The sequence below is a fragment of the Sphingomonas sp. jy18 genome (assembly GCF_056931895.1).
Window position 1 is genome coordinate 437,403 of sequence record NZ_JBXPBT010000002.1, and the last position, 22,304, is coordinate 459,706.

17 protein-coding genes are annotated in these 22,304 nt (G+C 65.4%); 6 read left to right on the plus strand and 11 right to left on the minus strand.

Annotation, left to right across the window (positions count from 1 at the left end; all coding sequences use genetic code 11):
• Positions 1–15 precede the first annotated feature (15 nt).
• Entirely contained in the window at positions 16–1,356 is a 1,341-nt protein-coding gene (gene trmFO, locus AC0QC4_RS07280; RefSeq protein WP_483659067.1) for a methylenetetrahydrofolate--tRNA-(uracil(54)-C(5))-methyltransferase (FADH(2)-oxidizing) TrmFO, read from the minus strand.
• A gap of 58 nt (positions 1,357–1,414) precedes the next feature.
• On the opposite strand from trmFO, the gene AC0QC4_RS07285 reads away from it, so the two are divergent.
• The gene (locus AC0QC4_RS07285) at positions 1,415–2,077 is read left to right on the plus strand and encodes a lysoplasmalogenase family protein (RefSeq protein ID WP_483659068.1); all 663 of its coding nucleotides are present in this window, start codon (positions 1,415–1,417) and stop codon (positions 2,075–2,077) included.
• A gap of 93 nt (positions 2,078–2,170) precedes the next feature.
• Here AC0QC4_RS07285 and AC0QC4_RS07290 read toward each other — a convergent pair whose 3' ends face one another.
• The 3 genes from AC0QC4_RS07290 to AC0QC4_RS07300 form a co-directional block, all read right to left on the minus strand.
• Positions 2,171–2,590, minus strand: a complete 420-nt coding sequence (locus AC0QC4_RS07290) for a hypothetical protein (RefSeq protein WP_483659069.1) — start codon at positions 2,588–2,590, stop codon at positions 2,171–2,173.
• A gap of 142 nt (positions 2,591–2,732) precedes the next feature.
• Positions 2,733–3,338 (minus strand): DsbA family protein, encoded by a 606-nt coding sequence (locus AC0QC4_RS07295; RefSeq protein WP_483659070.1) that lies wholly within the window; start codon positions 3,336–3,338, stop codon positions 2,733–2,735.
• Between the two features lie 11 nt (positions 3,339–3,349).
• Positions 3,350–4,075, minus strand: a complete 726-nt coding sequence (locus AC0QC4_RS07300) for an SDR family NAD(P)-dependent oxidoreductase (RefSeq protein ID WP_483659071.1) — start codon at positions 4,073–4,075, stop codon at positions 3,350–3,352.
• Between the two features lie 76 nt (positions 4,076–4,151).
• Between AC0QC4_RS07300 and AC0QC4_RS07305 the strand changes: the two genes are divergently transcribed.
• Complete coding sequence (locus tag AC0QC4_RS07305; protein ID WP_483659072.1) at positions 4,152–4,592, plus strand: winged helix-turn-helix transcriptional regulator; 441 nt, start codon at positions 4,152–4,154, stop codon at positions 4,590–4,592.
• A gap of 9 nt (positions 4,593–4,601) precedes the next feature.
• On the opposite strand, the gene AC0QC4_RS07310 is transcribed toward AC0QC4_RS07305, so the two are convergent.
• Positions 4,602–6,548 carry a lipoxygenase family protein gene (locus AC0QC4_RS07310; RefSeq protein WP_483659073.1) on the minus strand — a complete coding sequence of 649 codons (1,947 nt, stop codon included), beginning with the start codon at positions 6,546–6,548 and terminating at the stop codon, positions 4,602–4,604.
• 128 nt (positions 6,549–6,676) lie between these two features.
• Here AC0QC4_RS07310 and AC0QC4_RS07315 point away from each other — a divergent pair, with 128 nt between their 5' ends.
• Positions 6,677–7,840, plus strand: coding sequence for a GGDEF domain-containing protein (locus AC0QC4_RS07315; protein WP_483659074.1), 1,164 nt, complete (start codon positions 6,677–6,679; stop codon positions 7,838–7,840).
• 94 nt (positions 7,841–7,934) lie between these two features.
• Entirely contained in the window at positions 7,935–8,387 is a 453-nt protein-coding gene (locus tag AC0QC4_RS07320; protein WP_483659075.1) for a hypothetical protein, read from the plus strand.
• Here the strand turns inward: AC0QC4_RS07320 and AC0QC4_RS07325 are convergent.
• The 4 genes from AC0QC4_RS07325 to AC0QC4_RS07340 all read right to left on the minus strand — a co-directional run bounded on the left by AC0QC4_RS07325 (position 8,384) and on the right by AC0QC4_RS07340 (position 13,232).
• On the minus strand, positions 8,384–9,232 hold the full coding sequence (locus tag AC0QC4_RS07325) for a TauD/TfdA dioxygenase family protein (protein WP_483659076.1): 849 nt from the start codon (positions 9,230–9,232) through the stop codon (positions 8,384–8,386). The two genes, AC0QC4_RS07320 and AC0QC4_RS07325, sit on opposite strands and share 4 nt — an antisense overlap.
• A gap of 98 nt (positions 9,233–9,330) precedes the next feature.
• Positions 9,331–9,639, minus strand: a complete 309-nt coding sequence (locus tag AC0QC4_RS07330; RefSeq protein ID WP_483659078.1) for a DUF952 domain-containing protein — start codon at positions 9,637–9,639, stop codon at positions 9,331–9,333.
• Positions 9,640–9,722: 83 nt separating this feature from the next.
• Complete coding sequence (gene gyrA / locus AC0QC4_RS07335; protein ID WP_483659079.1) at positions 9,723–12,440, minus strand: DNA gyrase subunit A; 2,718 nt, start codon at positions 12,438–12,440, stop codon at positions 9,723–9,725.
• A gap of 81 nt (positions 12,441–12,521) precedes the next feature.
• On the minus strand, positions 12,522–13,232 hold the full coding sequence (locus AC0QC4_RS07340) for an SDR family NAD(P)-dependent oxidoreductase (protein ID WP_483659080.1): 711 nt from the start codon (positions 13,230–13,232) through the stop codon (positions 12,522–12,524).
• Positions 13,233–13,292: 60 nt separating this feature from the next.
• Between AC0QC4_RS07340 and AC0QC4_RS07345 the strand changes: the two genes are divergently transcribed.
• Together AC0QC4_RS07345 and AC0QC4_RS07350 are read left to right on the plus strand one after the other, a co-directional pair.
• A complete protein-coding gene (locus tag AC0QC4_RS07345) occupies positions 13,293–14,501 on the plus strand; it encodes a hypothetical protein (RefSeq protein ID WP_483659081.1) in 1,209 nt (402 codons plus the stop codon).
• A gap of 105 nt (positions 14,502–14,606) precedes the next feature.
• Positions 14,607–16,013 carry a sensor histidine kinase gene (locus tag AC0QC4_RS07350; RefSeq protein ID WP_483659082.1) on the plus strand — a complete coding sequence of 469 codons (1,407 nt, stop codon included), beginning with the start codon at positions 14,607–14,609 and terminating at the stop codon, positions 16,011–16,013.
• A gap of 23 nt (positions 16,014–16,036) precedes the next feature.
• On the opposite strand, the gene AC0QC4_RS07355 is transcribed toward AC0QC4_RS07350, so the two are convergent.
• Positions 16,037–20,263 (minus strand): LVIVD repeat-containing protein, encoded by a 4,227-nt coding sequence (locus AC0QC4_RS07355; RefSeq protein ID WP_483659083.1) that lies wholly within the window; start codon positions 20,261–20,263, stop codon positions 16,037–16,039.
• Positions 20,264–20,330: 67 nt separating this feature from the next.
• On the minus strand, positions 20,331–22,301 hold the full coding sequence (locus AC0QC4_RS07360) for a hypothetical protein (protein ID WP_483659084.1): 1,971 nt from the start codon (positions 22,299–22,301) through the stop codon (positions 20,331–20,333).
• Positions 22,302–22,304 lie beyond the last annotated feature (3 nt).

Consider the following 22,304-nt stretch of genomic DNA (forward strand, 5'->3'; position numbering starts at 1 on the left):
GATGACGTTACCCGCTCAGGCGGCGCTGCGCATCCATGCGGCCAGTGCTTCGCCTGCCCGGGCGGTCATCGCCAGCTTGCGGTCGGCCTTGCGGATGCTGTCCGGCATCGGCGGGAACAGGCCGAAATTGACGTTCATCGGCTGATAGCTATCGGCATCGGCCCCGCCGGTGATGTGCCCGAGCAGCGCACCGAGTGCGGTTTCCGCCGGGGGCGGGGGCAGGGTGCGGCCAGCCAGTTCTGCCGCGGCAAAGCGTGCCGCGATCAGCCCGATCGCAGCGCTTTCGACATAGCCTTCGCAGCCGGTGATCTGCCCGGCAAAGCGGATGTGCGGTGCGCTCTTCAGCCGCAATTGGCTGTCGAGCAGCTCAGGGGAACGGATGAAACTGTTGCGGTGCAGACCGCCCAGCCGCGCGAACTCGGCGTTCTCAAGACCGGGGATCGTGCGGAACAGTCGGACCTGTTCGGCGTGTTTCAGCTTGGTCTGGAAGCCGACCATGTTCCACAAGGTCCCCAGCGCATTGTCTTGCCGGAGCTGGACGACGGCATAAGGCCAGCGGCCGGTGCGGGGATTGTCGAGGCCGACGCCTTTCATCGGGCCGAAGCGCAGTGTTTCCAGCCCGCGTTCCGCCATGACTTCGATCGGCATGCAGCCATCGAAGTAGGGCGTGTCTTTCTCCCACTGCTTGAACTCGGTCTTCTCGCCATCGCGCAGCCCCTGCACGAAGCCGTGGTACTGGTCCTTGTCCATCGGGCAGTTGATATAGTCCTTGCCGTCGCCCATCGGCCCGACCTTGTCCCAGCGACTGGCCATCCAGCAGATGTCCATGTCGATGCTGTCGCGATAGACGATGGGCGCGATGGCGTCGAAGAAGGCCAGAGCGTCCTTTCCGGTGACCGCGCCGATGCTTTCCGCAAGGTCCATCGCGGTGAGCGGGCCGGTGGCGACGATGGTCAGGCCTGCGCTCGGCAGCGTGTCGATCCGTTCCCGGACGATAGTGACATTGGGGTGTGCTGCAAGCGCAGCGGTGACCCCGGCGGAGAAATGGTCGCGGTCGACCGCCAGGGCTGACCCCGCGGGCACCTTGGTCTTGTCCGCCTCACGCATGATCAGCGATTCCAGCGCGCGCATCTCGCGATGCAGCAGCCCGACCGCATTCTTGTCGCCATCATCCGAGCGGAAGCTGTTGGAACAGACCATCTCGGCAAGGCCATCGGTCTGGTGCGCGGGCGTCATCTCGCCCGATCCACGCATTTCGGAGAGCCGGACACGGAACCCGGCTTGCGCCAGTTGCCACGCAGCCTCGCTGCCAGCCAGGCCGCCACCGATGATGTGGATGTGATGATTTTGGGACATGGCGCGCTCTTGGCCAATCGGGCGCGATGGGGCAAGCACCTGCGAAAGGGGAGGCACAATGACGCGAGCAATCTGGTGGGCGGCGATTATGGCCGGAGTAAGCTACACGCTGCCGGTGCTGGGTGACTGGCAGGGACCGTGGGTGACGGCTTGGAAAGGAACGTCGATCGGTCTGCTGGCGTTGTGGGCAGCGATGCAGGCCCGCTCGAACGATGGTTGGCTGATCGCGACAGTGCTGGCGGCCGGCGCGACCGGGGATGTACTGCTCAACATTTATGGATTGAAGGTCGGTGCCATCGCCTTCGTCATCGGCCATCTGCTCGCGATTGCTCTCTATATCCGCAACCGCCGTCCGGCACCGACGGCATCGCAGCGCGCGCTGGCCTGGCTGTTGCCGCCATCGGTGGTGCTGAGCGCCTGGGCGATCACAGCACCGCACCCCGATTGGCCGATTGCCGTCGGATATGTTGCCATTGCCGCCATCATGGCGGCAACCGCATGGTCCAGTCGCTTCCCCCGCTACCGCACCGGCATCGGCGCGCTCCTGTTCGTTGTCAGTGATCTGGCGATTTTCGCCGGACAGGCGGAGCTGCTGCCGGTAGAACTCAGGCGTCTGTCGGTCTGGCCGCTCTATTTCGGCGGGCAGGCGCTGATCGCTTGGGGTGTGGTGCGGACGTTGACGGCGGACGCCAGCATGCCATCGCCCACGCCACAGGCCTGATCCGGGGCTTGGAGCCCCAAGTGACGCGAGGTGGCCAGTGGCTGAGGATTAGGGGCCGGGCGGCGACGGCGCAGGTGGCATTGCGGGACCCTGCTACTCTGCGGCCAACAGCGCAGCTTCCTCTTCTTCGCTGACCGTCCGAGCCCCCAGGCGTGCGCGCGCGGCCGCCAGCGTGCCATCGCTGTCGCGCACGTCGGAACGCGCCTCGCTCGCCCACTCACCATCGCGGCGGCAGACGATGCCGGTGCCTTCTATGCTGCCGGCAAGACTGTAGCTGCGGCACCAGCGATTGTCCGCGGCGCGAAAGCTGCTCGTGGGGGTGGAGGTCAATCGGCCCGGCAGGGGCTGCGATTGGCCGCTTGGCGTGCGATCCATCACCGTCTGGAATTCGGTGGATTCGATGAAATTGCCCTTGGGACCACGTGGGGCAAGGCCGATGACCACCGCGATCGCGACGAAAGCGGTGATTATGGCCGGGCCGATCCAGCGGCGGGGGGAGGGGGCGGTTTCCATTCGCTGTCTATGCGATGCACCACAACAGAAAGCCAGCCTAGTGCGCTGAATGCGCTTTTTGCCTGTCGCCCTGAGCCTGTCGAAAGGCCCATCGAATTAACGAGAAGCGCCGTTCGACTAGCTCAGGGTTTCGGGTTCTCCATCATGTCGCGCCAGTCATGGCCGCTTCTACCTCATGCAGCTTGTCCTTGCCGAACCACAATTCGCCATCGACCATGAAGCTGGGGATGCCGAAGGCGCCCTTGGCATAGGCATCGTCGGTATTGGCGACGAGCCGCGCCTTGATATCGGGTTCCTGCGCGCGGGCGAGCAGGGCGTCGGCGGGCAAGCCGGCCTCGGCGATGGTGGCGGCAAGCACGTCGATGTCGTCGAGCTTGCGCGGGTCTTCCCACATGTAATGGAACATTGCCTCGGTATAGGCCGGCAACAGCCCCTCGGCCTCGGCGGCAACGGCCGTGCGCATCAGCGCCAGTGTCATCACCGGGAAATGCGGGTTCATGCGAAATTCGGTCAGGCTATGCCGGGCGATGAAGCGCTCCATCTCCCGCCGCTCATAGGCCAGCTTGTTGGGGATACCGGCGAAGGCGATCATCGGCGCCTGGTTGCCGGTCAGCTTGAACAGGCCGCCAAGCAGGGTCGGCACATAGTGAAAGCGCGCGCCGGTCCGCGCCTCGATCCCCGGTATCACGCGGTGGGCGAGATAGGCATTAGGGCTGGCGAAATCGAACCAGAAAGTTGCGTTGGTCATGGCTGGTCTCCTTACCAAGTCTCTCCATAGGGTCGCAGATCGAGCTCATGCGTCCAGGCATCGCGTGGCTGGTTGTGCAGCATCCAGTAGGTATCGGCGATGGAGGAAGGGTTCATCAGCCGGTCGGGTGGCAGATCGTCCCCTGCACCGATGCGTGCACGCACCCACGCGGTGTCGACGCCCGAATCCACGACCAGATGGGCAACATGGATGCCCTTAGGGCCGAGTTCGCGCGCCATCGCCTGCGCAGTGGCGCGTAGCCCCGCCTTGGCCGAGGCAAAAGCGGCATAGCCCTTGCCACCGCGTACGCTCGCCGTGGCGCCAGTAAAGAAGATCGAGCCCTTGCCGCGTGGCAACATCAGCCGTGCAGCCTCGCGTCCGCTGAGGAAGCCTGCGTAACAGGCCATTTCCCAGACCTTGCGGAACACCCTTTCCGTGGTGTCGAGCAGGGGGAAGTTCACATTCGCGCCGACGTTGAAGATGCACAGGTCCAGCGGTGCATCCGCCTCCGCAGCAGCCAGGAAAGCGGCGATCTCGGCTTCGCTGCGGGCATCGAGCGTATGGCCAGTGAAACTGCCGCCTGCGGCGCCGATCTCCGCTACCAGCGGTGCCAGCTTCTCGCCACCGCGCCGCCCGCCATGCACCTTGTACCCTTCCGCCGCAAACCGGCGCGCAATCGCCGCGCCGATGAAATCGCCCGCACCGATAATGGCGACGCTGGCATTGCGCTGTTCCATCCGAGTCTCCCAGTCAGTCTGGTTTCAAGACTAATGAGTCTTGAAAAGGAACTGAGTCAATGGCAAATGCGCTGTGATGAAATGGAAGGAACTCTCCTCGGAACGATGCTCGCTTGCCCGGGCGCTGGCAGTGGTGGGCGACCGCTGGACGCTGCTGGTGCTGCGCGAGGCCTTCCTCAAGGTGCGCCGGTTCGAGGATTTCCAGACGCGGCTCTCCATCGCCCGACGTGTGTTGACCGAGCGATTGGCAGGTCTGGTCGCCGATGGCGTGCTGGAAAAAGTCGCCTACCAGCAGCGTCCGCTGCGCCATGAGTATCGGCTGACCGAGAAGGGTCTCGCGCTGTATCCGGTCATTCTGAGCTTGGTGCATTGGGGCGATGCGCATCTTGGCGACGCCGATGGCCCGCCGGTGATCCATCGCCACAAGGCATGCGGCCATGACTTCAGCTCGGTGCTCACCTGTTCCGAATGCGGCGAGGCGCTCGACGCGCGCGATGTCGAGGCGCGCGTCGCCTGACGGCCCCGGTCAGATGTTGATGCTGGTCGGTATCAGGCTGGGTTGAAGATAAGGGTAGGGCCACATCCGATCGCTGTTACGCTCGATGATGCGGGCTTCAACTTCGGCCAGCGTCTGCTGGAAGCGCGGCAGCGCGCAACCCGTCCCGACGATCTGGGGATCCTGGAACCACGGTTTGTAGGGATAATCGTTGCTGCGATAATCGCCGAGCGGACGGTAGTGGAGCGAGCCCAACAGCACCAATACGTTGAGTTGCTCGAGCGCAAGGCTGAGCGGCGGCATCTGACCCAGCCACTGCGTCTTGGCGTGGCCGGCCTGGCTGGTTGGCGCCTGCGACCATCCCGCCCCGGTCACCGCTGGCGCAAACGCCATGATATCTTTCTGCGGGAAGTTGACGGCGGCATGCTGGGCGCTGGCGGTAAAGATGATCATCGTGCACGCATCGACCAGCGCTGCACGGGTGGCGATGGGGCCGAAACCCTTGAGCTTGCCTTCGGTCTCTATGCAGGTCGTCCACGCCGCCAGTTCGGTGTCGGCGACAACGGCAGCGTCGTCCGCATAATAGATGTGCACATATTGCTGTGCCCATTGGTTGATGGCGTTCCACACCAGCAGCGCATCGTCGCGGTACGGATAATCGGGCAGCGCAGCGGCATCGGCGACATTGCGGGCGACGAGATTGGCAGGAAGACAGTGGCTGGGGAAATCGAAATCCAGCCGCGCGCCGCTCGCCGCAAGCTGGCTGGAGGTAATGGTGCCGCCGAAGATATGGTCGATCGGGCCGCCTTGCTTGATCAGCGAGGTTGCCGCCTGATCGTTGATGAACAGTGTGCCCTCGCAATGCGGCACCAGCAGCGCCCAGATCGGGTGCTGCGTCGCCAGATGACGGTGCGTCGCGACGGTCACCGCCTCGATCACCAGATGGGTGCGGGCAAGATGCGCGAACAGCTCGTGATAATTGCCGTCTGCGACCTGCACGATCAGCTTGGCCATTTCCCAGCCCCACGCCGCATCGGCGGAAACGGACGGGGTGAAGATCGGGCCGGTCGAGGGATCCTGGCCGCACTGGATCGCAACGGGCACAAGCGAGGCACCGCCCGGCGGCACGGCGAACAGCGCCATTGGCTGCCAGACATATTTGGGCATGCCGTCCCATTCGCCATCGACCAGCACCGAAAGCGGCGCGTAATCGCACAGGTAAATCCGGTTTTCAGCGAGCGCCGCGTCGAGCGTGTCGCCATTGACCACTGCCGCATAGTCGGCGTCGCTGAGCGGGAAATTGGCGGGCAGGGCGGAGATGCCTTCGATGAGGACGCTGTTGGGCCCGGCCACGCGCAGACGGGCAAAGGTGGCATCGTCGACGAATGTCCAGGCGATGGCGGGCAGGGGCAACGTGGCGAACAAGGCGCGATAATCGTCCAGCGTCGCGCCCATGTTGGCGCTGCTGCCGATCGCGCTTCGCTCCTCATCGCTCATCGTGACCATGTCCTTGAGCTCGCAAGCATGATCGCGAGCGCGGGCGAAATCGACTGCCGCTGCTGCATCGTCGGCTACGGCGACCAGATCGCCGACCAGGCCCGGCTTGGCCGCAGCGATGTGCGGGGCATGGCGGGCGGCCATCGCCGCGAGATCGGCCTCGATCGCATCGCAGCGTGCATGCTGCGCGGCGATGGTAGCCGGCGTCGTCGCCAGTTCGCCCTTGAGGCTGCTGTTCAATTTGACCGAAAGCTGGTTGCGGGCGAGGCCAAGCAGAATGCCACCGAGCTTCAAAAACCACTCCAGCGTCGGTTCGTCGGCCGTCGGGACGGCGGTGACGGCGGGTACATTGGGCAGTGTTGGGATTGCGTCGGTCCAGACGTAGATCTGCTGCGAAGAGGCGAGCTGCGCCTGTCGAGCGGCTTGCTGCTGCGGCGTATCATTCTGCGGCAGGCTGGGGTGGATGGGCGCTCTGGTCATCGCTCGGCTCCTGTCTCAATAGGATGCACAGCCGATACAGAGGGCAGGTTAATGTCGTGATAACCCTCTTGTTGTCTGAAAATTTGCTGAATAACCCGCTATTTACTTGTTTCGGATAGTCCCGCCGCATGACCGGGACCATATCGAAAATCCGCACCGCTCTTTATCCGCCGGTGCCCGCGGAAATTCGCGACGAATTTCTCCGCCTCACCGCGTCACGGATGCAGCATCAATCCCGGTTATTGTTTCTCACCCTGTTCCTGACGACGCCGACGGCGGCCTATGCCGCCAGCGACGGCGCGCCGCTGTGGGTGCGCATCGGATTGCCGCTGGCGATGGCGATCGCCTGTTTTGCGGGCTATCTGTCTCTGCGTCGCGAGCTTTACGTCGCCACCAGTACACGGCGTGCCGCGCACCTCATCAAGGAGTCGACTTGGGTGTCGAGCGTGATGGCCTGCGCCTGCTCGGGCTGGGCGGTGATGAGCTGGTTGGGTGCCCCCCATGGCGAAGGCATCTATTACGCGATGATAATGACGCTTGGCTCGCTGGCGACCGGCTATTGCCTGGCCAGCGTGCGCGTGGCGGCACTCGCCAACCTCGCCATCGGCATCATTCCGGTGACCGTGCTGCTGCTGACCTCGGGTGACCGCATGGACCTGGCGGCGGGCACCAGCTTGCTGGTGGCGACCGCCTTCCTGATGCGCATGATCGTTCAGCAACATGGGCAGCTCGTCGATCTGCTGCTGCTGCAACGCCAGATGCGGATATTGTCCGAAACCGATCCGCTCACCGGACTGCTCAACCGCCGCGGGCTCGACGAGCGACTGTCGGCCTTGGTCGGCAAGCGCAGTCCGGAAAGTTTCTGCGTCGCCTTGCTCGATCTCGACGGGTTCAAGCCGATCAACGATTGCTACGGGCACGGCGTCGGTGACTTGCTGCTCAAGGATGTCGCTCAGCGGCTGAGCGCGGCCGCCGGCGATGATGCCGTGGTCGCGCGGCTGGGCGGGGACGAATTCGCCATCCTGCTGCCGCCATCTTCCACGCTGACGGCCGAGGCTGTGGGCGGACACATGCTCAGCGCCCTGGCGCGACCGGGGATAATCGCCGGGCACAGCATCGCTATCGGCGCCAGCGTCGGCGTGGCACGCTGGCCGCACGACGGGGAGAGTATCGACGCGCTGTTCGCCGCTGCCGACCGGGCGCTGTACGATGCCAAGGCGCTCGCCCGTACAGGGGTTTCGTCGAAGGAACGGGTGGTCTTCGGTCAGGGGCTGGGCGCCAAGGCGGCCTGACCAAGGGGTCGCACCGCTTTTTTTGCCCGCAGCGCAGGTGACGGCCGATTGACTTCACTCCGCTGCGCGCCGATCCTGTCTCGGGAAGGGGTGCATGACCGACACATTATCCGACGCGGCGTTGATGGAGGCCAGCCTGGTTGCCGTGGCCGATGCGGTCGAAGCGGGTGCTCCCGATCTTCGGCTGGTGCTGTTCGACCGCTTCTTCGCCGCCTTTCCCGGTCGCCGGCCGACATTCTACAATCTCGAGGCCGCCGCACCGCGGATGACCAATGAGACCGTGCAGATGATGTTCGGTCTCGCCGCGGGAGAGAGCTGGGTGCAGGGGTTGGTCAACGAGCTGACCTTTACCCATCGCCAATATGGCCCCCTGCCTGCCGAGGAATATGACGCCTGGATCGACCTGACAGTCGACGTGATGCGCGATACAGCGGGTGCGGCCTGGACCGATGCGACCGACGCGGCTTGGCGCCGCGCGGCGGACCGCCTCAGGGCGATGGTGGCCGAAGCGCGGGCCGGCTGGGTCGCCGCAATGGCTCCGTCTTAGCCCGCCCAGGCTGCGATCGTCGTGCGGTGCAGCAGCCGGTCATGGCCTTCATATCCGCCGGTCGCGCGGTGCAGCACGGAGCGGTTGTCCCACATCACCAGCATGTCCGGTTCCCAGCGGTGGCGATAAACGAAGCGCTCGTCGCCCTGCCACGCCTGCAGCTCCATCAGCAGCGGCAACGCCTCCGCATCGGCCATGCCTTCGATGCCGATGATATAGCCCAGCGTCGAATAAAAGCCGCGCCGCCCGGTCTCGGGATGCGCTGGCACCAGCGGGTGCGTCTGCGTGGCCAGCGCAGCCTCGCTGGGGCGGATGTCCATGCTCCGCCCCTTGGCCTGATCACCCACGCCATAGCTGCCGTCCGGCGCATAGGGCAGCCGGGCGGAGTGGATGGCAATCAAATCGGCCAGTTGAGCCTTGCGCGCCTCCGGCAGCGCCTCCCAGGCGGCATGCTGATTGGCGAACAGCGTATCCCCGCCATGCGGCGGGATGGTTACGGCGCGCAGGCAGGTGCCCGCCGGCGGACGCGCCTGAAAGCTCCAGTCGGCATGCCAGTTCTCGGCAAAGATCGGCGTGGTCTCATCGGCATTGCGACGCACGGCGGCGATATGCGTGCGGCCCGGTATCGGCGCAAAGAACGGATCGTCACCGAACCCGCCCATCGCCAGCGTCAGCGCTTCCAGATCATCGTCGTCCATCGCCTGTCCGGGAAAGGACAGAACATGATGCTCGAGCCATGCGGCCCGGATCTGGGCGATCACGTCGGGGGAGATTGCTCGGGTCAGGTCGATTCCGGTTGCGGTCGCGCCGCAAGCTTGGCCGCTCGGGGATAGTGTCAGCGTCATCCGGTGAGAGTGCGGACTCTTGGCTGCATTCGTCAAGTCGCCTGATGCGCGCCCGTCCGTACGCTCCGACGCAGACCAGAATGTGGCCTAGCCAGCCTTCAGGCCTTGCGGTGACCGACCACTGCAGCCATCGGCAAAGGCGCATAGAGGTGCGGAAACAGCGCGCCGCCGCGCGACACTTCCCACTTCAGCTCATCGCCGAACAGCGACAGGTCGATTTCGGCAATGGTCAGATTGATCTGGCCTGCGAAGTGCTTGGCCAAAGTTCCTGCCAACTGATCTGAGGTAGACATGTGGATGTAGCCATCGGCGATGTCCACCGGCGCACCGTGAAACAGGCCGTCGCGCTGGAGGCTGGTCCACTGTTCGGCGGTCAGGATTTTGAACGCGGTCGCGGGATGGGGCATGACGTCACTCACCTGAATTTGGGATCGAGCCGGGCCGAAGCCGGAAGGGTGGCAGCCCCGGGCCTTGGCCCGGGGCACGCCCGTCATGCCTCTGTCGCGGCCGAACCCTCGTCGTCCGTGCTGCCATCGTCCGCACCATCATCGCCGATCTTTGCGGCACTGACGACATGCTCGTCATCGGCAACATTGAACAGCCGCACGCCTGCCGTGCCTCGACCGATAACCCGCAGCGTGTCGAGGCCGAGCCGGATCAGCTTGGCCTGATCGGTGACCAGCATCAGCTGATCGGATTGAACAGCGGGGAAGCTCGCTACCACGGGGCCGTTGCGACCGATATTGTCGATGTTGGTGATGCCCTGGCCGCCACGCCCGGTGCGCCGATACTCATAGGCGGAGCTCAACTTGCCATAGCCATTGGCGCAGACCGTCAGGATGAACTGTTCACGCGCCGCGAGATCGGCGATGCGCTCGGCGGGCAGCGTCGGCTCGCCATCGCGTTCGCCTTTCCACGGCGCGTGGCGCAGATAGGCCTCGCGTTCCTCTGCAGTCGCGCCGCTGCGATGCAGGATCGACAGCGAGATCACGGCATCGCCCGGCTTGAGTGTCATGCCGCGCACGCCGGTCGAGTTCCTGCTCTGGAATTCGCGAACATCTTCGCTGGGGAAACGAATCGCCTTGCCGTCGCGGCTCGCCAGCAGCACATCGTCGCCTTCGGAGAGCAGGGCCACGCCGATCAATGCGTCATCGGCGTCTTCGCCTTCGAATTTCATGGCGATCTTGCCGGCGGTGGGGACGTTGGTGAAGGCGTCCATGCTGTTGCGACGCACCGATCCCTTTGCGGTGGCGAACATCACGTGGAGGGCACCCCACTCGGCCTCGTCCTCGGGCAGCGGCAGCACGGTCGAGATGGTCTCGCCATCGGCCAGCGGCAGCAGATTGATCATCGGGCGGCCGCGGGTGGCGGGGCCGCCTTCGGGCAGACGCCATACCTTGAGGCGATAGACGCGGCCGAGGGTGGAGAAAAACAGTACCGGGGTATGGGTCGAGGTGACGAAGAGGTTGGTGACGACATCCTCGTCCTTGGTCGCCATGCCGGCGCGGCCCTTGCCGCCACGACGCTGCGCACGGAAGGTGTCGAGGGGCGTGCGCTTGATGTAACCATCGAGCGTGACGGTGACGACCATCTCTTCGCGCTCGATCAGATCCTCATCGTCGATGCCATCGGCGGCGGCGACAACCTCGCTGCGGCGCGGGCTGGGATAAGCCGCCTTCACCGCCTCCAGCTCCTCGCGCATCAGCGCGTAGAGCACCGCGCGGTCGCCGAGGATGGCGAGCAGCTCTTCGATCACGGTGGCGAGCTTCCTGAGCTCGTCGCCGATCTCGTCCCGGCCGAGCGCGGTCAGACGATGCAGCCGCAAGTCGAGGATGGCGCGGACCTGCGCGTCGGACAAGTGATAGCCTTCGCCCGGTTCGCTGCTTTCGACAGCCTCAACCAGCGCGATGTAGGGCGCGATTTCCGCCACCGGCCATTCGCGGGCGAGCAGGGCGGCGCGCGCCTCGGCGGCATTGGCACTGCCGCGGATGATGCGCACCACCTCGTCGAGATTGGTCACCGCAACCACCAGGCCGAGCAAGATGTGCGCGCGGTCACGTGCCTTGGCCAGCTCGAACTTGGTACGGCGGGTGATCACCTGCTCGCGGAAGGCGATGAAGCTGGTGATGATGTCCCTGAGGCCGAGAATCTCCGGCCGGCCGCTGCGGATGGCAAGCATGTTGGCCGGGAAGCTCGACTGGGCCGGGGTGTAGCGCCACAGCTGGTTGAGCACGACTTCGGGGCTGGCATCGCGCTTCAGATCAATGACGATGCGCACGCCTTCGCGATTCGATTCATCGCGGATGTCGCTGATGCCTTCGATCCGCTTGTCCTTGGCGGCTTCGGCGATCTTTTCGACCAGCCCGGCCTTGCCGACCTGAAAGGGAATGGCGGTCAGCACGATCGATTGCCGGTCGCCGCGGCCGGTCTCGATCTTGTGCCGGCTGCGCATCATGATCGAGCCGCGGCCGGTGTGATAGGCCGCGCGCGCGCCGCCCTGACCGAGGATGAGCGGCCCGGTGGGAAAATCGGGGGCAGGGACGATCTCGATCAGCTCGTCGGTGGTGATCGCCGGATTGTCGATGGTAGCGATGCAGGCGTCGATCACCTCGCCCAGATTGTGCGGCGGAATGTTGGTCGCCATACCGACCGCGATACCGCCAGCGCCATTGACCAAAATGTTTGGGAAGCGGGCCGGAAGCACGGTCGGCTCTTCTTCCGAGCCGTCATAGTTGGGCTGGAAATCGACCGTGTCCTTGTCGATGTCGTCGAGCAGGTAGTTGGCGACCTTGGCCAGCCGCGCCTCGGTGTAACGCATTGCCGCCGGAGCGTCGGGGTCCATCGACCCGAAATTGCCTTGACCGTCGATCAGCGGAACGCTCATCGCCCAGTCCTGGGTCATGCGCGCCATGGCATCGTAAATCGAGCTGTCGCCATGGGGGTGATATTTACCCATGACGTCACCGACCAGACGCGCCGACTTGCGGTAGGGGCGGCCGGCGACGTAGCCGCCTTCCTGCGCGGCATAGAGGATACGGCGGTGCACGGGCTTCAGCCCGTCGCGCACATCCGGCAGCGCGCGCGAAACGATAACGGACATCGCATAGTCGAGGTAACTCGACTTCATTTCATCGACGATGTTGATGGGGGCGATGTGCGACGGCGGGGTCGCCGACGGGTCTTGGGGCGACTCGTTTTCGGTGGTCAATTTTCTGCTTTCGTTGGCCTAAGCGTCTTGGGGTTACGACCTAGCGCCGCTGTAACAAAAATGCCAGCAAAAGCAGGTCTGTCAGGCAGCGATTTCCTGCCCCTGCCAGTCGAAAATGCGCCCGCTCTCGGCAGGCGTGAGCCGATCGAGCACCGCCAGCAGCGCGGCGGCGGATTCGTCTGGACTGAGCAGCGGTTTTGTCCTGCCCGATCGCGCAAATGGCGCGCTCAGCGCCGTTGCCACCGTGCCGGGGTGGAGCGCCACCAGCACGCCCAACTTGTGGCTGCGCGCCCATTCGATGGCTGCAGTACGGACGATCTGGTGCAATGCGGCCTTGCTCGCGCGATAGCCGTACCAGCCCCCCAGCCGGTTGTCGGAGATACTGCCGACACGCGCCCCCAGTGCGGCCACCCGCACATGGCGGTCACGGGGCAGGCGGGGAAGAATTTGTGCCAGCAGCAGCGCCGGGCCGATGCTGTTGATGGCGAACTGTTGGGCGAGCCAGTCACTGTCGAGCTCCCGCAGCGCCTTTTCAGGCCCGCGCTGACCGTCATGCAGCAGGCCGGTGGCGATGATCGCGTTGGTCACCGGCGGGCCTGACAAGGCCGCCTCGGCGGCTGTGGCAATGCTTGCGGGACTGGTGAGATCGCAGGCAATCGGGCCGTGGCGGGCCAGCCGATGGACGGTCCCATAGCCCTGCGCGGTCAATCGGTCTGCCAAAGCAGCCCCGATGCCGCCGCTGGCGCCGACGACGAGCGCCGCTTCTCCCGAACGATCCTGCACGATGGCCATGCCCGCCGATGTCGGCGAGCGCAGTGGTGAAGGCAAGCCCCCCATGCTATCGCTGGCTTCATGACGCTGATTGCACTGGCTGCGGCCCAGACGCTGGCCGACGATGTCGATGCGTGGGGGATGCCGCGCCTGAGGGCATTGCTGCCGATGGCAGGGATGACCGTGATCGAGCAGCAGGCCGAGTCCGCGCGCCGGGCCGGGGCAGAGCGGTTGCTGCTGCTTGTCGACGGTGTGCCTTCTGCGCTCGCCGAGGTCTGCGACCGCATCCGGGCACGCGGCCTGCCGGTCGAGCTTGTCCGGGACGGCAGCGACGTGGTGCGGACGGCGGGGGAAGCCAGCCGGTTGCTGCTGGTGGGAGACGCCATCATCGCATCGGCCACGGCATGGCGCTCCATCGCGGCAGCACGGTCACCGATATTGCTGGTAACAGATGACAGCAGCAGCACCCAAGCGCTTGAACGCATTGACGCGGATACCCGGTGGGCAGGGCTGGCGTTGCTCGACAATCGCAGCCTTGGCGAACTCGCCAACTGCCCGAGCGACTGGGATCCGCAGCTGTTCATGTTCCGCGCCGCCGTGCAATCCGGGGTCGACCGGCTCGACTGGGACGAGAGCCAGTTCGTCAGCGGGGACATGGCGGTTGCCACCAGCGGCAGCGCGATCGCGGCGCTTGAGCAGCGCGCGATGGCGCAAGCCGATGTCCGCGAGCCGGGGCTCGGCCGCCGCTGGTTGATGGGGCCCTTGGTCCGTCTGTGCGCGGCGCCGCTGCTGGCGCGACAGGGGAGCGGCAAGGCGGCGCGGCTCGTCAGCCTGACATCGGCGTTCGGCGCCGGCGGACTGGTGATGGCAGGCCAGTTGCTGCCCGGTGTCGCGCTCGGCTCGGCGGCCATGCTGGCCCATGTTGCCGGAGATTTTATCGCGCGATTCCGTCCGGAGGCCGGCCTGTGGAAGTGGCTCGCCGGGTTTGGACTTGCCGTCCAGATCGTCGTGCTGGTCCTCGCGGAGCGCGGCTCGAGCTGGGGCAGCCTGCAGCAAGTGCTGGGGGACGGCGGGTTCACGCTGGCTATCCTGGCCATGGTGACGGAAGGCCAGCGGCTTCGTCGGGCGCGTCCGCTGCTCGATCTTGCCGCCATCTGGCCGCTGTTTATGCTGTGCGCTGCGCTGCTCGGCGCATCGCTCGCCGTTCCCGTGATTGTCCTCCCCGCCATGGCACTGTTCTGGCACGGCATCTGGCAGGACCGCCGGGCGGACACCGGCAACGCGGTTTAGCTGCCATTAACATCGTTCAGCTACCACGGCGGCAATGACACTGATTGTGCCTTGCCGCCTGACCGGGCCGGTGCACCGCCTCGTCCGTTGCTGGAGTGACGGGCGATGATCGCGGCTGTGCGCGCACGCGTCTCCGGCGAAGGGCTTCTGCTGTCGGCCGATGCCGAACTGTTGTCGCTGCAGGAATCGGCGGGTGGTCGGTTGGGCGGACCGCTGCTGCTGCCGGCGCTGGCGCGGCTTGCCGTACTCGCGCACCGGCTCGCGACCCCGATCGAGCGGCCGGTCGTGATGGGTGACGATCAGCGCGAGATCCGGGCGCATGGCCGGTTCCTGCCCGAAGGATCGACCGTGCGGATCGAACTGGTCGAATGGGATGTCACCGCCGCCCCGCGTAGTGTCGATCCGGACAGCGAGTCGCCACCGCAGCCGCTGCCGCGCCGTGTCGTGCCGCCGGGCGTCATCCGCTGGGCCTGCGACGTGCGGTTGCGGCTGGTGCAGGTGGATGCCGATTCGGCCTGGCAGCTTGGCGATGCCGACTGGCTCGGCCAGCCGATGTCGCGGCTGTTCCATCTGACCCCGGACAGCGACGGACAGTTTCCGATTCTGGGTGCGCTCGCGGCGCACGAGCGGGTCGCGGGGCAGGGCGCCCGGCTCGCGCATGGCGTCGCCGAGGGCACGATTCTGGCGCTGGCCGCCGAGCCGCTGATCGACGGCGAGCAATTCACCGGATTTTTCGGACGCGCCGAGCCGATCGGCTTCGGCCATCTTCCCGATGATGTCGCCATCGCTTCAGGGCGGACGGCGGATGAGGAGGGTATGGTGCTGGGGTCGGCCGACATGCGCAGCTTTGCCTTGCGCATCGACGGTGCGATGCGGCGGCCGCTCGGCCGTATCATCGCCAATGCCGAAACCATCGCAGGCCAGTTGCAGGGCCCGATTCGCGCCGACTATGCGCGTTACGCCTCGGACATCGCGCTGGCCGGACGGCATCTGCTCGATCTGGTCGACGATCTTGCCGACCTGCAGGCGGTCGACCGGGCCAATTTCTCTGTCGCGGCAGAAGCTGTCGATCTCGCCGACGTCGCGCGCCGCGCCGCCGGTCTGCTGGCGATGAAAGCCCAGGAACGCGACATGCGCATCGACGCGCCGCGGCTCGATGAGCAGGCACCGGCGACGGGCGAGTTCCGCCGCGTGCTGCAGATCCTGCTCAACCTGATCGGCAATGCCATTCGCTACGGCCCGGAAGGTGGCCATATCTGGGTGCGGGTCGAGGACGAGGATGGCGAATGGGTCAGCGTGACCGTTGCCGACCAGGGGCCCGGAATTTCATTGGAAGACCAGCTGCGGCTGTTCGGAAAGTTCGAGCGACTCGGGCGCACCGATGGCGGTGGCAGCGGCCTTGGCCTCTACATCTCGCAGAAGCTGGCGCTGGCGATGGGCGGCGACATACTCGTCGACAGCGCGCCGGGGCAGGGCGCTCGCTTCACCCTGCGGATGCCCCGACGCGGCTGACCCGATAAAGCAGAAGTCGGCGTTCAGCGATCGCCGACGCCGCGCCCCACTGGCCCGCGCCATTGCGCCATCTCCACCTCGTCGCGGACGCGGTAGAGCAGGCCACCGGCGCGGCTGCGGAACAGCGTTTCCATTTCGGACCGCGTGAAGGGACGCGAGCCGAGGCGCCCGAACACGGCGATCTGCCCGCCGGTCTCATCGACTGCGCGGTCACGATCGAGGCCCTTGGCCATGGCAATCGCAGGCGTCGGTGTACTGGCAAAGGCGATCAGCTCGGGCCTTGGCGCCGGGCTGAAGCCGTAGAAGTTGGGCTGGCTCGCCGGGCTGGTGAGCTGCAGCACCTTCATGCCGTTGCGGCCATCGGCGACATAAGCAAACAGGCTGGCGTTGGTCGACGCGACCGTGACGTCGCGCGCATCACTGAGCGCTCCGTTTGCGGTGTAGCGCATATATTCGCGCGGTGCCCGCGGGCGGGTGACATTGACGATGACGAGGCCCTGATCGCGTGCCGCAATGTAGAGATAGGTACGTGCGATATAGAGCCGCTCGGCCGAAGGCAGGGCGATCGTGCCCTCCGGGACCGCTACCGGCGCCGCCATGGTGGTGACGTCGAACAGCTTCACGCCTTCGCTGTCCGTCACCCACAGATAGCGGAACTGGATGGCACTGGCCTTGGCACCGGTCAGCGGCAGCACGGCACTGAGGCGGGGCTCGAGCGGATTGTCGAGGTCGACAACGACCAGCCCGCGATCTGCCGCGATATAGGCGAAATGGCCAGCGAGCGTGACGTGACGGGCTCCGGCCAGCACATTGTCCGGGTTCCAGGTCACGGCGCGATCGATATCGTTGTTGCGCAGCTCGCCATCGGCAAAGGTGTTGACGTTGACGAGGATCAGACCTTCCTCGCTGTCGGTCACCACCGCATAATTGTAGATCGGATGGAACGGCTGTTCCTGATTGATCTCGCGCATCACCTCGGTGTTGCGGGCGGGATTGATCGGCTGGTTGGTGGGCAGCGCCATGCAGGTGGCGTTGCGGCTGCGCACGCGCATGTCGTGGCCGAGCGGCGAGAAGGGCGCGGTGATGATCCGCTCCGAATAGCCTTTGTTCCCGATCTGGGCGATGTCATAGACGGCAAACCCGCCGCGTCCTTCCGCCACGAACATATATTCGCCGCGGTTCTGCAGGCAGCCGACCGCCCCGCGCGTGCCCTGCACGACATTGGCGAATTCTTCCTGCCCGCGTGCTTCGCCCGACAGATCGCCGTCGATGGCGGGGCCACGGCGCCAGTTGATCAGCTCGCGGCCGTTGCGCTCGACATGCAGGCGATAGAAGTCGGGATAGGCATAGCGGTGCAGGTAGCTGCCGATCACTGCCTGCGGTTCTTCCCATTCGGTGACACGGGTCGCCTGGAAGCCGCCTTCGAGGCCCGACCAGTTGTTGAGCCCCATGAAGTTCACATAGTTGGTACCGAGCAGCAGCAGCTGCGACATGATCGCGTTATTGTCTTCCTCGGCCGACAGGTGGCAGTCGGTGCAGGTCTTGGTCTCATTGGTGCGGACCGTGTGGGGGAAGTGTGGCGCGAAGGCCTGGCTGGAGAAGCCGATGGCACTGACCGGCGGCTGCTGCACGTAGATGCGTTCGCGGTTGATGTTGGTCGAAGACAGGATCAGCGCCGAGGATGAGCGCACTGGCGCGATGATGTTGCCCTTAGTGGTCTGGTGGCGGCCGAGCTGGAACATGTCATCGCGTGCCACCTGCGGATTGTACGTGGCAAAGTTGCGGGTCGTCTCCCCGTCGAAATGATGTTCCTGCGTCATCCAGTTGGCCTCGATGGGCAGGTGGCAGCCGCCGCAGCTCGTCGTCCAGCTGAGGTGGCAGGTGAAGCAGGTCATGGTGTCGTCACCATGCGCGCGGTCTTCGGGCGCGACGCCTTCGCCCCATGGCAGATTGCCGTCCTCATCGACCCGGCCCATCAGCTTGGCGCGGGCGGCGCGCGGGTTGAAGTGGATGTTGCCGCGCTGGACGCTGTCGCGCACCAGGCTGACTTCCCATTCCAGGTTGGGGTCGGAGATGGCGCGCTGGATAAGCACGCGCTGGCCGCCCCGCTCGACCCATTCGAAGCGGCGCTTGCCGTCCGGGTTGCGCAACAGCGCGAGATTGGTGCCGGTGGGCGGCGCGGCCGGGCCCGAGGTCAGCAGCGTCGGATAGGCGTCCGCCGTGCCATGGCAATCCTTGCAGCCGATTTCGATGGCGTTGGCGACTTCACCATAAATGAAGCCATTGCCGTGGCTGTCCTGCGCAAAATGGCAGTCGGCGCATTGCAGTCCGCGTTCGGCGTGAATGTCCATCATGTGGACGGTCCGGCCGGGGTTGGTGCCAGGCTGGACGAACTCGGGCTCGCCCTCACGCCGCCAGCGCTCGGGATCGTCGGGCGACACGATGTTGTCGGTCTCGGTGCCATAGGTTGCCATTCGGCCCTCGGCATCCAGCAGATTGCCTTCGCGGTCCCGCTTGAGGATGGCGCGGAAATTCCAGCCATGGCCGTGATAGTCGGCAAACTGCGTGTCGCGCAGCTGGCCGTTGAGGCTGTAGACGTCACGCAAGAATTCGACATCGCCCCACAGGCCGCGCGCCGCGGCCGCTTCAGGATTGCGATCGTTGATCGCGCGCACCTGCGATGCGGTCGGATAATGCTGGCTGCGGTAGATGCGCTGATAATCCTCGTCGCTCATCCCGGCGGGCCGTGGGGCGGTGTTCTCCGGCCCGGGCCACATGGCGGGCGCATCGGATTCATAGTCCCACATCGTGTAGCCGAGATAGCTGTTCAGGAAGATGTTGGGCTGGTGCATGTGGCAGTTCATGCACTGGGCGGTGGGAATGGCACGGGTGAAGGCGTGGCGGATGGGGTGGCCGCGCTCGCGCTCGGCCGGGGCACCCGCCGGGATCAAGGCGCCATGGTCCGAATCCGACGGCGCATGCGCCTGAACATCGGCAAGCGAGGGCGGCGCGGGGTAGCGGCTGGCGGCGTCATGCCCGTCGCCATGATCCTCGTCGTGCCCGCCCGGGCGATGCATCAGCCGGTTGATGGTGGGGTCGACGGTCTGAGTCTGGCCGTCCCGTCCGAAGGGCGCATAGACGCTCGAATGGCGCGGCTCACGGTCGTTGGCATAGATGACGTGGCAACCAGAGCAGCCTGAGGAGCGGTAATCGCCCGGCTGGTCGTTGGTGCCCATGAACCACATGAACGGGTCATTGAGCCGCGTCTTGTGGATGTTGAGCACCGGAATGGCGACGCGCAGACCGGTGCCGGGACCGCGGTTCGACTGGCGGATGTCCGGGCGGCCGGGCTCGTCGAGCCGCTGGATCTGGCCGGTCGAATTGGGCAGGCCGATTTCCGGGAACACCGGATTGATGACGCGGCCGCCGCGTTCGAACACCCGGAACACATCGCCCGGAGGAATCACGGTCCACGCCGGCAGCGGATACATGCGCGACAGAGCACCGCGTGCCTGTTCCTCGGGCGTCAATATCTCGTCGGCAGACATCGTTATGTCGGCGCAAGCGCGTGCCCAATCCTCGCGCGGCAGGATGCTCGACGGGCTGACGATACAAGCCGGCTCGCCCTCACGCGTGTAGGATTCGCCCATGATATAGTTTTTGAACGGAACGATGCCATTGTTGTAGGCAGCCCCGCCCCACAGCATCGCGCCGGTCGCCATGATCGAACGTTCGGCATTCTCGATGATGTTGAGGTGGCAGGCCCCGCAGGCTTCGCGCGCGACGCGATAGTCGGCGGGGTTGACGAAGCGGATGAACTCGGGCGCTTCCCGGTTGAGCAGCGTGTAACTGCGGCTGGGGTTGGCGGAAGATGGCCAGTTCCAGCTGCGCGGGTAGCGCGGCAGCACGTGCGCCCGCTCCATTGCCGCCATATTGTCGGTATGGCCGTAGCCGAGTGCGGGATTGCCGCGCACGGTCGCGTTGCCGCCGTGGCAATCGACGCAGCCGAGCTGCACCGCCGGACTGGCATGCATCGACGGTTCGTCGGTGCGGACGTGGCAGGAGAAGCAGCCTTCCGACTTTTCCATCACCGTGACCCGTTGCGCCTCGAACGTGTCGCCTGGCTGGACGCGGGGAGCGGCGGGGGCGGTGACATAGCGGCGCAGCACCGGCGTCTCGCCTTCCGCCGCGTTGACCGACGGGGCGGTCAGCGCCAGCGCACCCAGCAACGCCGCAACGGCGATGGTCATCACTCCGTTGCGCGGGGTGAGAAGGAGGCGGCACTGGGCGTACAATCGGCGCATGATGTCTACCGGCTCAGAAGGTGAAGGTCGCGTTGGCGAGGATGGAATAATAGGCGTCGTAGCGGGGCGAGTTGGTGAACAGCGCATCGAAGCCGTCGCCCGGGATCAGCGCGGCGGCGGACAGGCGGAAGACGATGTTCTGGTTGGTGTTCGGGCGATAGATTCCTGACAGCGACAGATCGTAGCCGATGTCGCGGCTGATGCTGCCCTGGTTGCGCAGCACCTCGATCACGCTGGTGTTTTCGAACCACAGGTGGTTGAGGTTCACGGTCAGTCGCGTTTCCGGCGTAAGGTCGAAATCGCCGCCCAGCCCGAGCAGCATGGTGCCGGGGTTGGTGAAGTTCGACTGGCCTTCTTCCTTCGACGAACGCAGCGAATTGAGGATGCCGTTGCGGCCGTTGACGCTGACCGCGCGTCCGCCGCCGGCGAACGGGATGACCTGACGGATCCAGTAGCTGGTGTCGGCACCGGCAAATTGGGGATTCTCGAAGATGGCATCGAAGCCGCTTTCGACATCGTCGTAGGGATCGCCGTCACCGGTGGCGTAGAGCCCGGACAGGCGGAAACGCATCCAGTTGTAATCGTAGCTCGCCTCGAAGGCGGCGAAATATCCCTCGATCCGTGCGACACGATCGGTGATCGGATTGAACCGGTCTTCACCGAATGCGCCATAGAGCGATGCGGTCAGGTTGATGCGGCCGATGCGCCCGTCGGCATTATAGCCGACATAGAAGACATCATATTCGCGCGTGCGCAGCGTGCCGAACAGGGCAGGGCGGACGGGAAAACCGTTGTCGTCGATGGCAATCTCTTCCGCCTCGCGGTTGAGGTTATAGGCCACGGTGACCTGGCTGGTCAGGCCGACGAAGGGGAAGTCCTGACGATAGAGGTTGCCGAAGAACACCCAGTCGCGGCGCGGGGTGGTGGTGATATCGTTCAGCCCAGAGTTGGTGTCCTTTTCCAGCCGCCAGATCGCTGCGACATTGTACTGGAACCGGTTGTTGTCACGGCTGCCGAACAGGCGGATGCCGAGCTGGTTGTCATTGAACAGGAAGCCGCGGAAATCGAGCTGGAACGGCTGGATGCCGAAGCGCAGCGAGTGGAAATCATAGCGGCTGCTGTCATTGCCGAGATGCTTGTCGACGAACAGCTCCTGCACGCCCAGAAAGCTGTCGAGCCGGTGACTGGGCCGAGACGGCTCGACGAACAGCACGCGCCGCTCGGGCACGTCGACATAGTTGATGTTGTATGCCAGCGCGACGCGATACTCGACATCCGGCGGCTTGAACGCGGTCATGCCCTTGGTCAGTGCAGCGCCGACGATGAAGGTCTGGCTGAGGACGAGGCTGGCCGACCGGCCGAACACATTGTTACTGTCCGGCCGCTCGGTGGTCTGCACGCCGACGGGAATGGGGAAGGTGCGCGGCTCCACCACCGTGTCGGATATGGCGTTAAGCGTCAGGAACCAGTCATGCCCGTTGATCGGCAGCCAGTCGGGCAGATCGTAAAGCGGGATCGGGCGATCGCCCTTCAGCAGATTCTGGTGATAGGGGTCGGTTTGCGGCCGGCAGACGTCGCGCACAGCCGTGAACACCGTCTGCACCGGGCAGAGGTTGGTGATCAGCCGCCAGCGGTCCGGCAGCGGCAGCGAGTCCGTCGGGAAGGCAGATGGTGGCAGGGCGCGGATGGCGCCCGGATTGTCCTGCGTCACCGCTTCGGGCAAGCCCGGCTGGTAGCCGGGGCGACGGCGGCCTTCCAATATCTCCTCGAGCAGGCTCGGGTCGATGCGCACGCGCCAGTCGGCGGGCGGTGGCGGCGGTGCGGGCGGCGGATTTTCCTCCGGCTCGTGCGCGCTGTCTTCCGCGTCGAGCGCCGCTGCGTCCGCCGTCGCGGTTTCGGCGCTGTCGACATCCATGACCGCCGGGTCCGACGACAAAGCGGTGGTGGCGAGCAGTGGAGCAATGAATGAGAGGGCGAGGCTCATCGC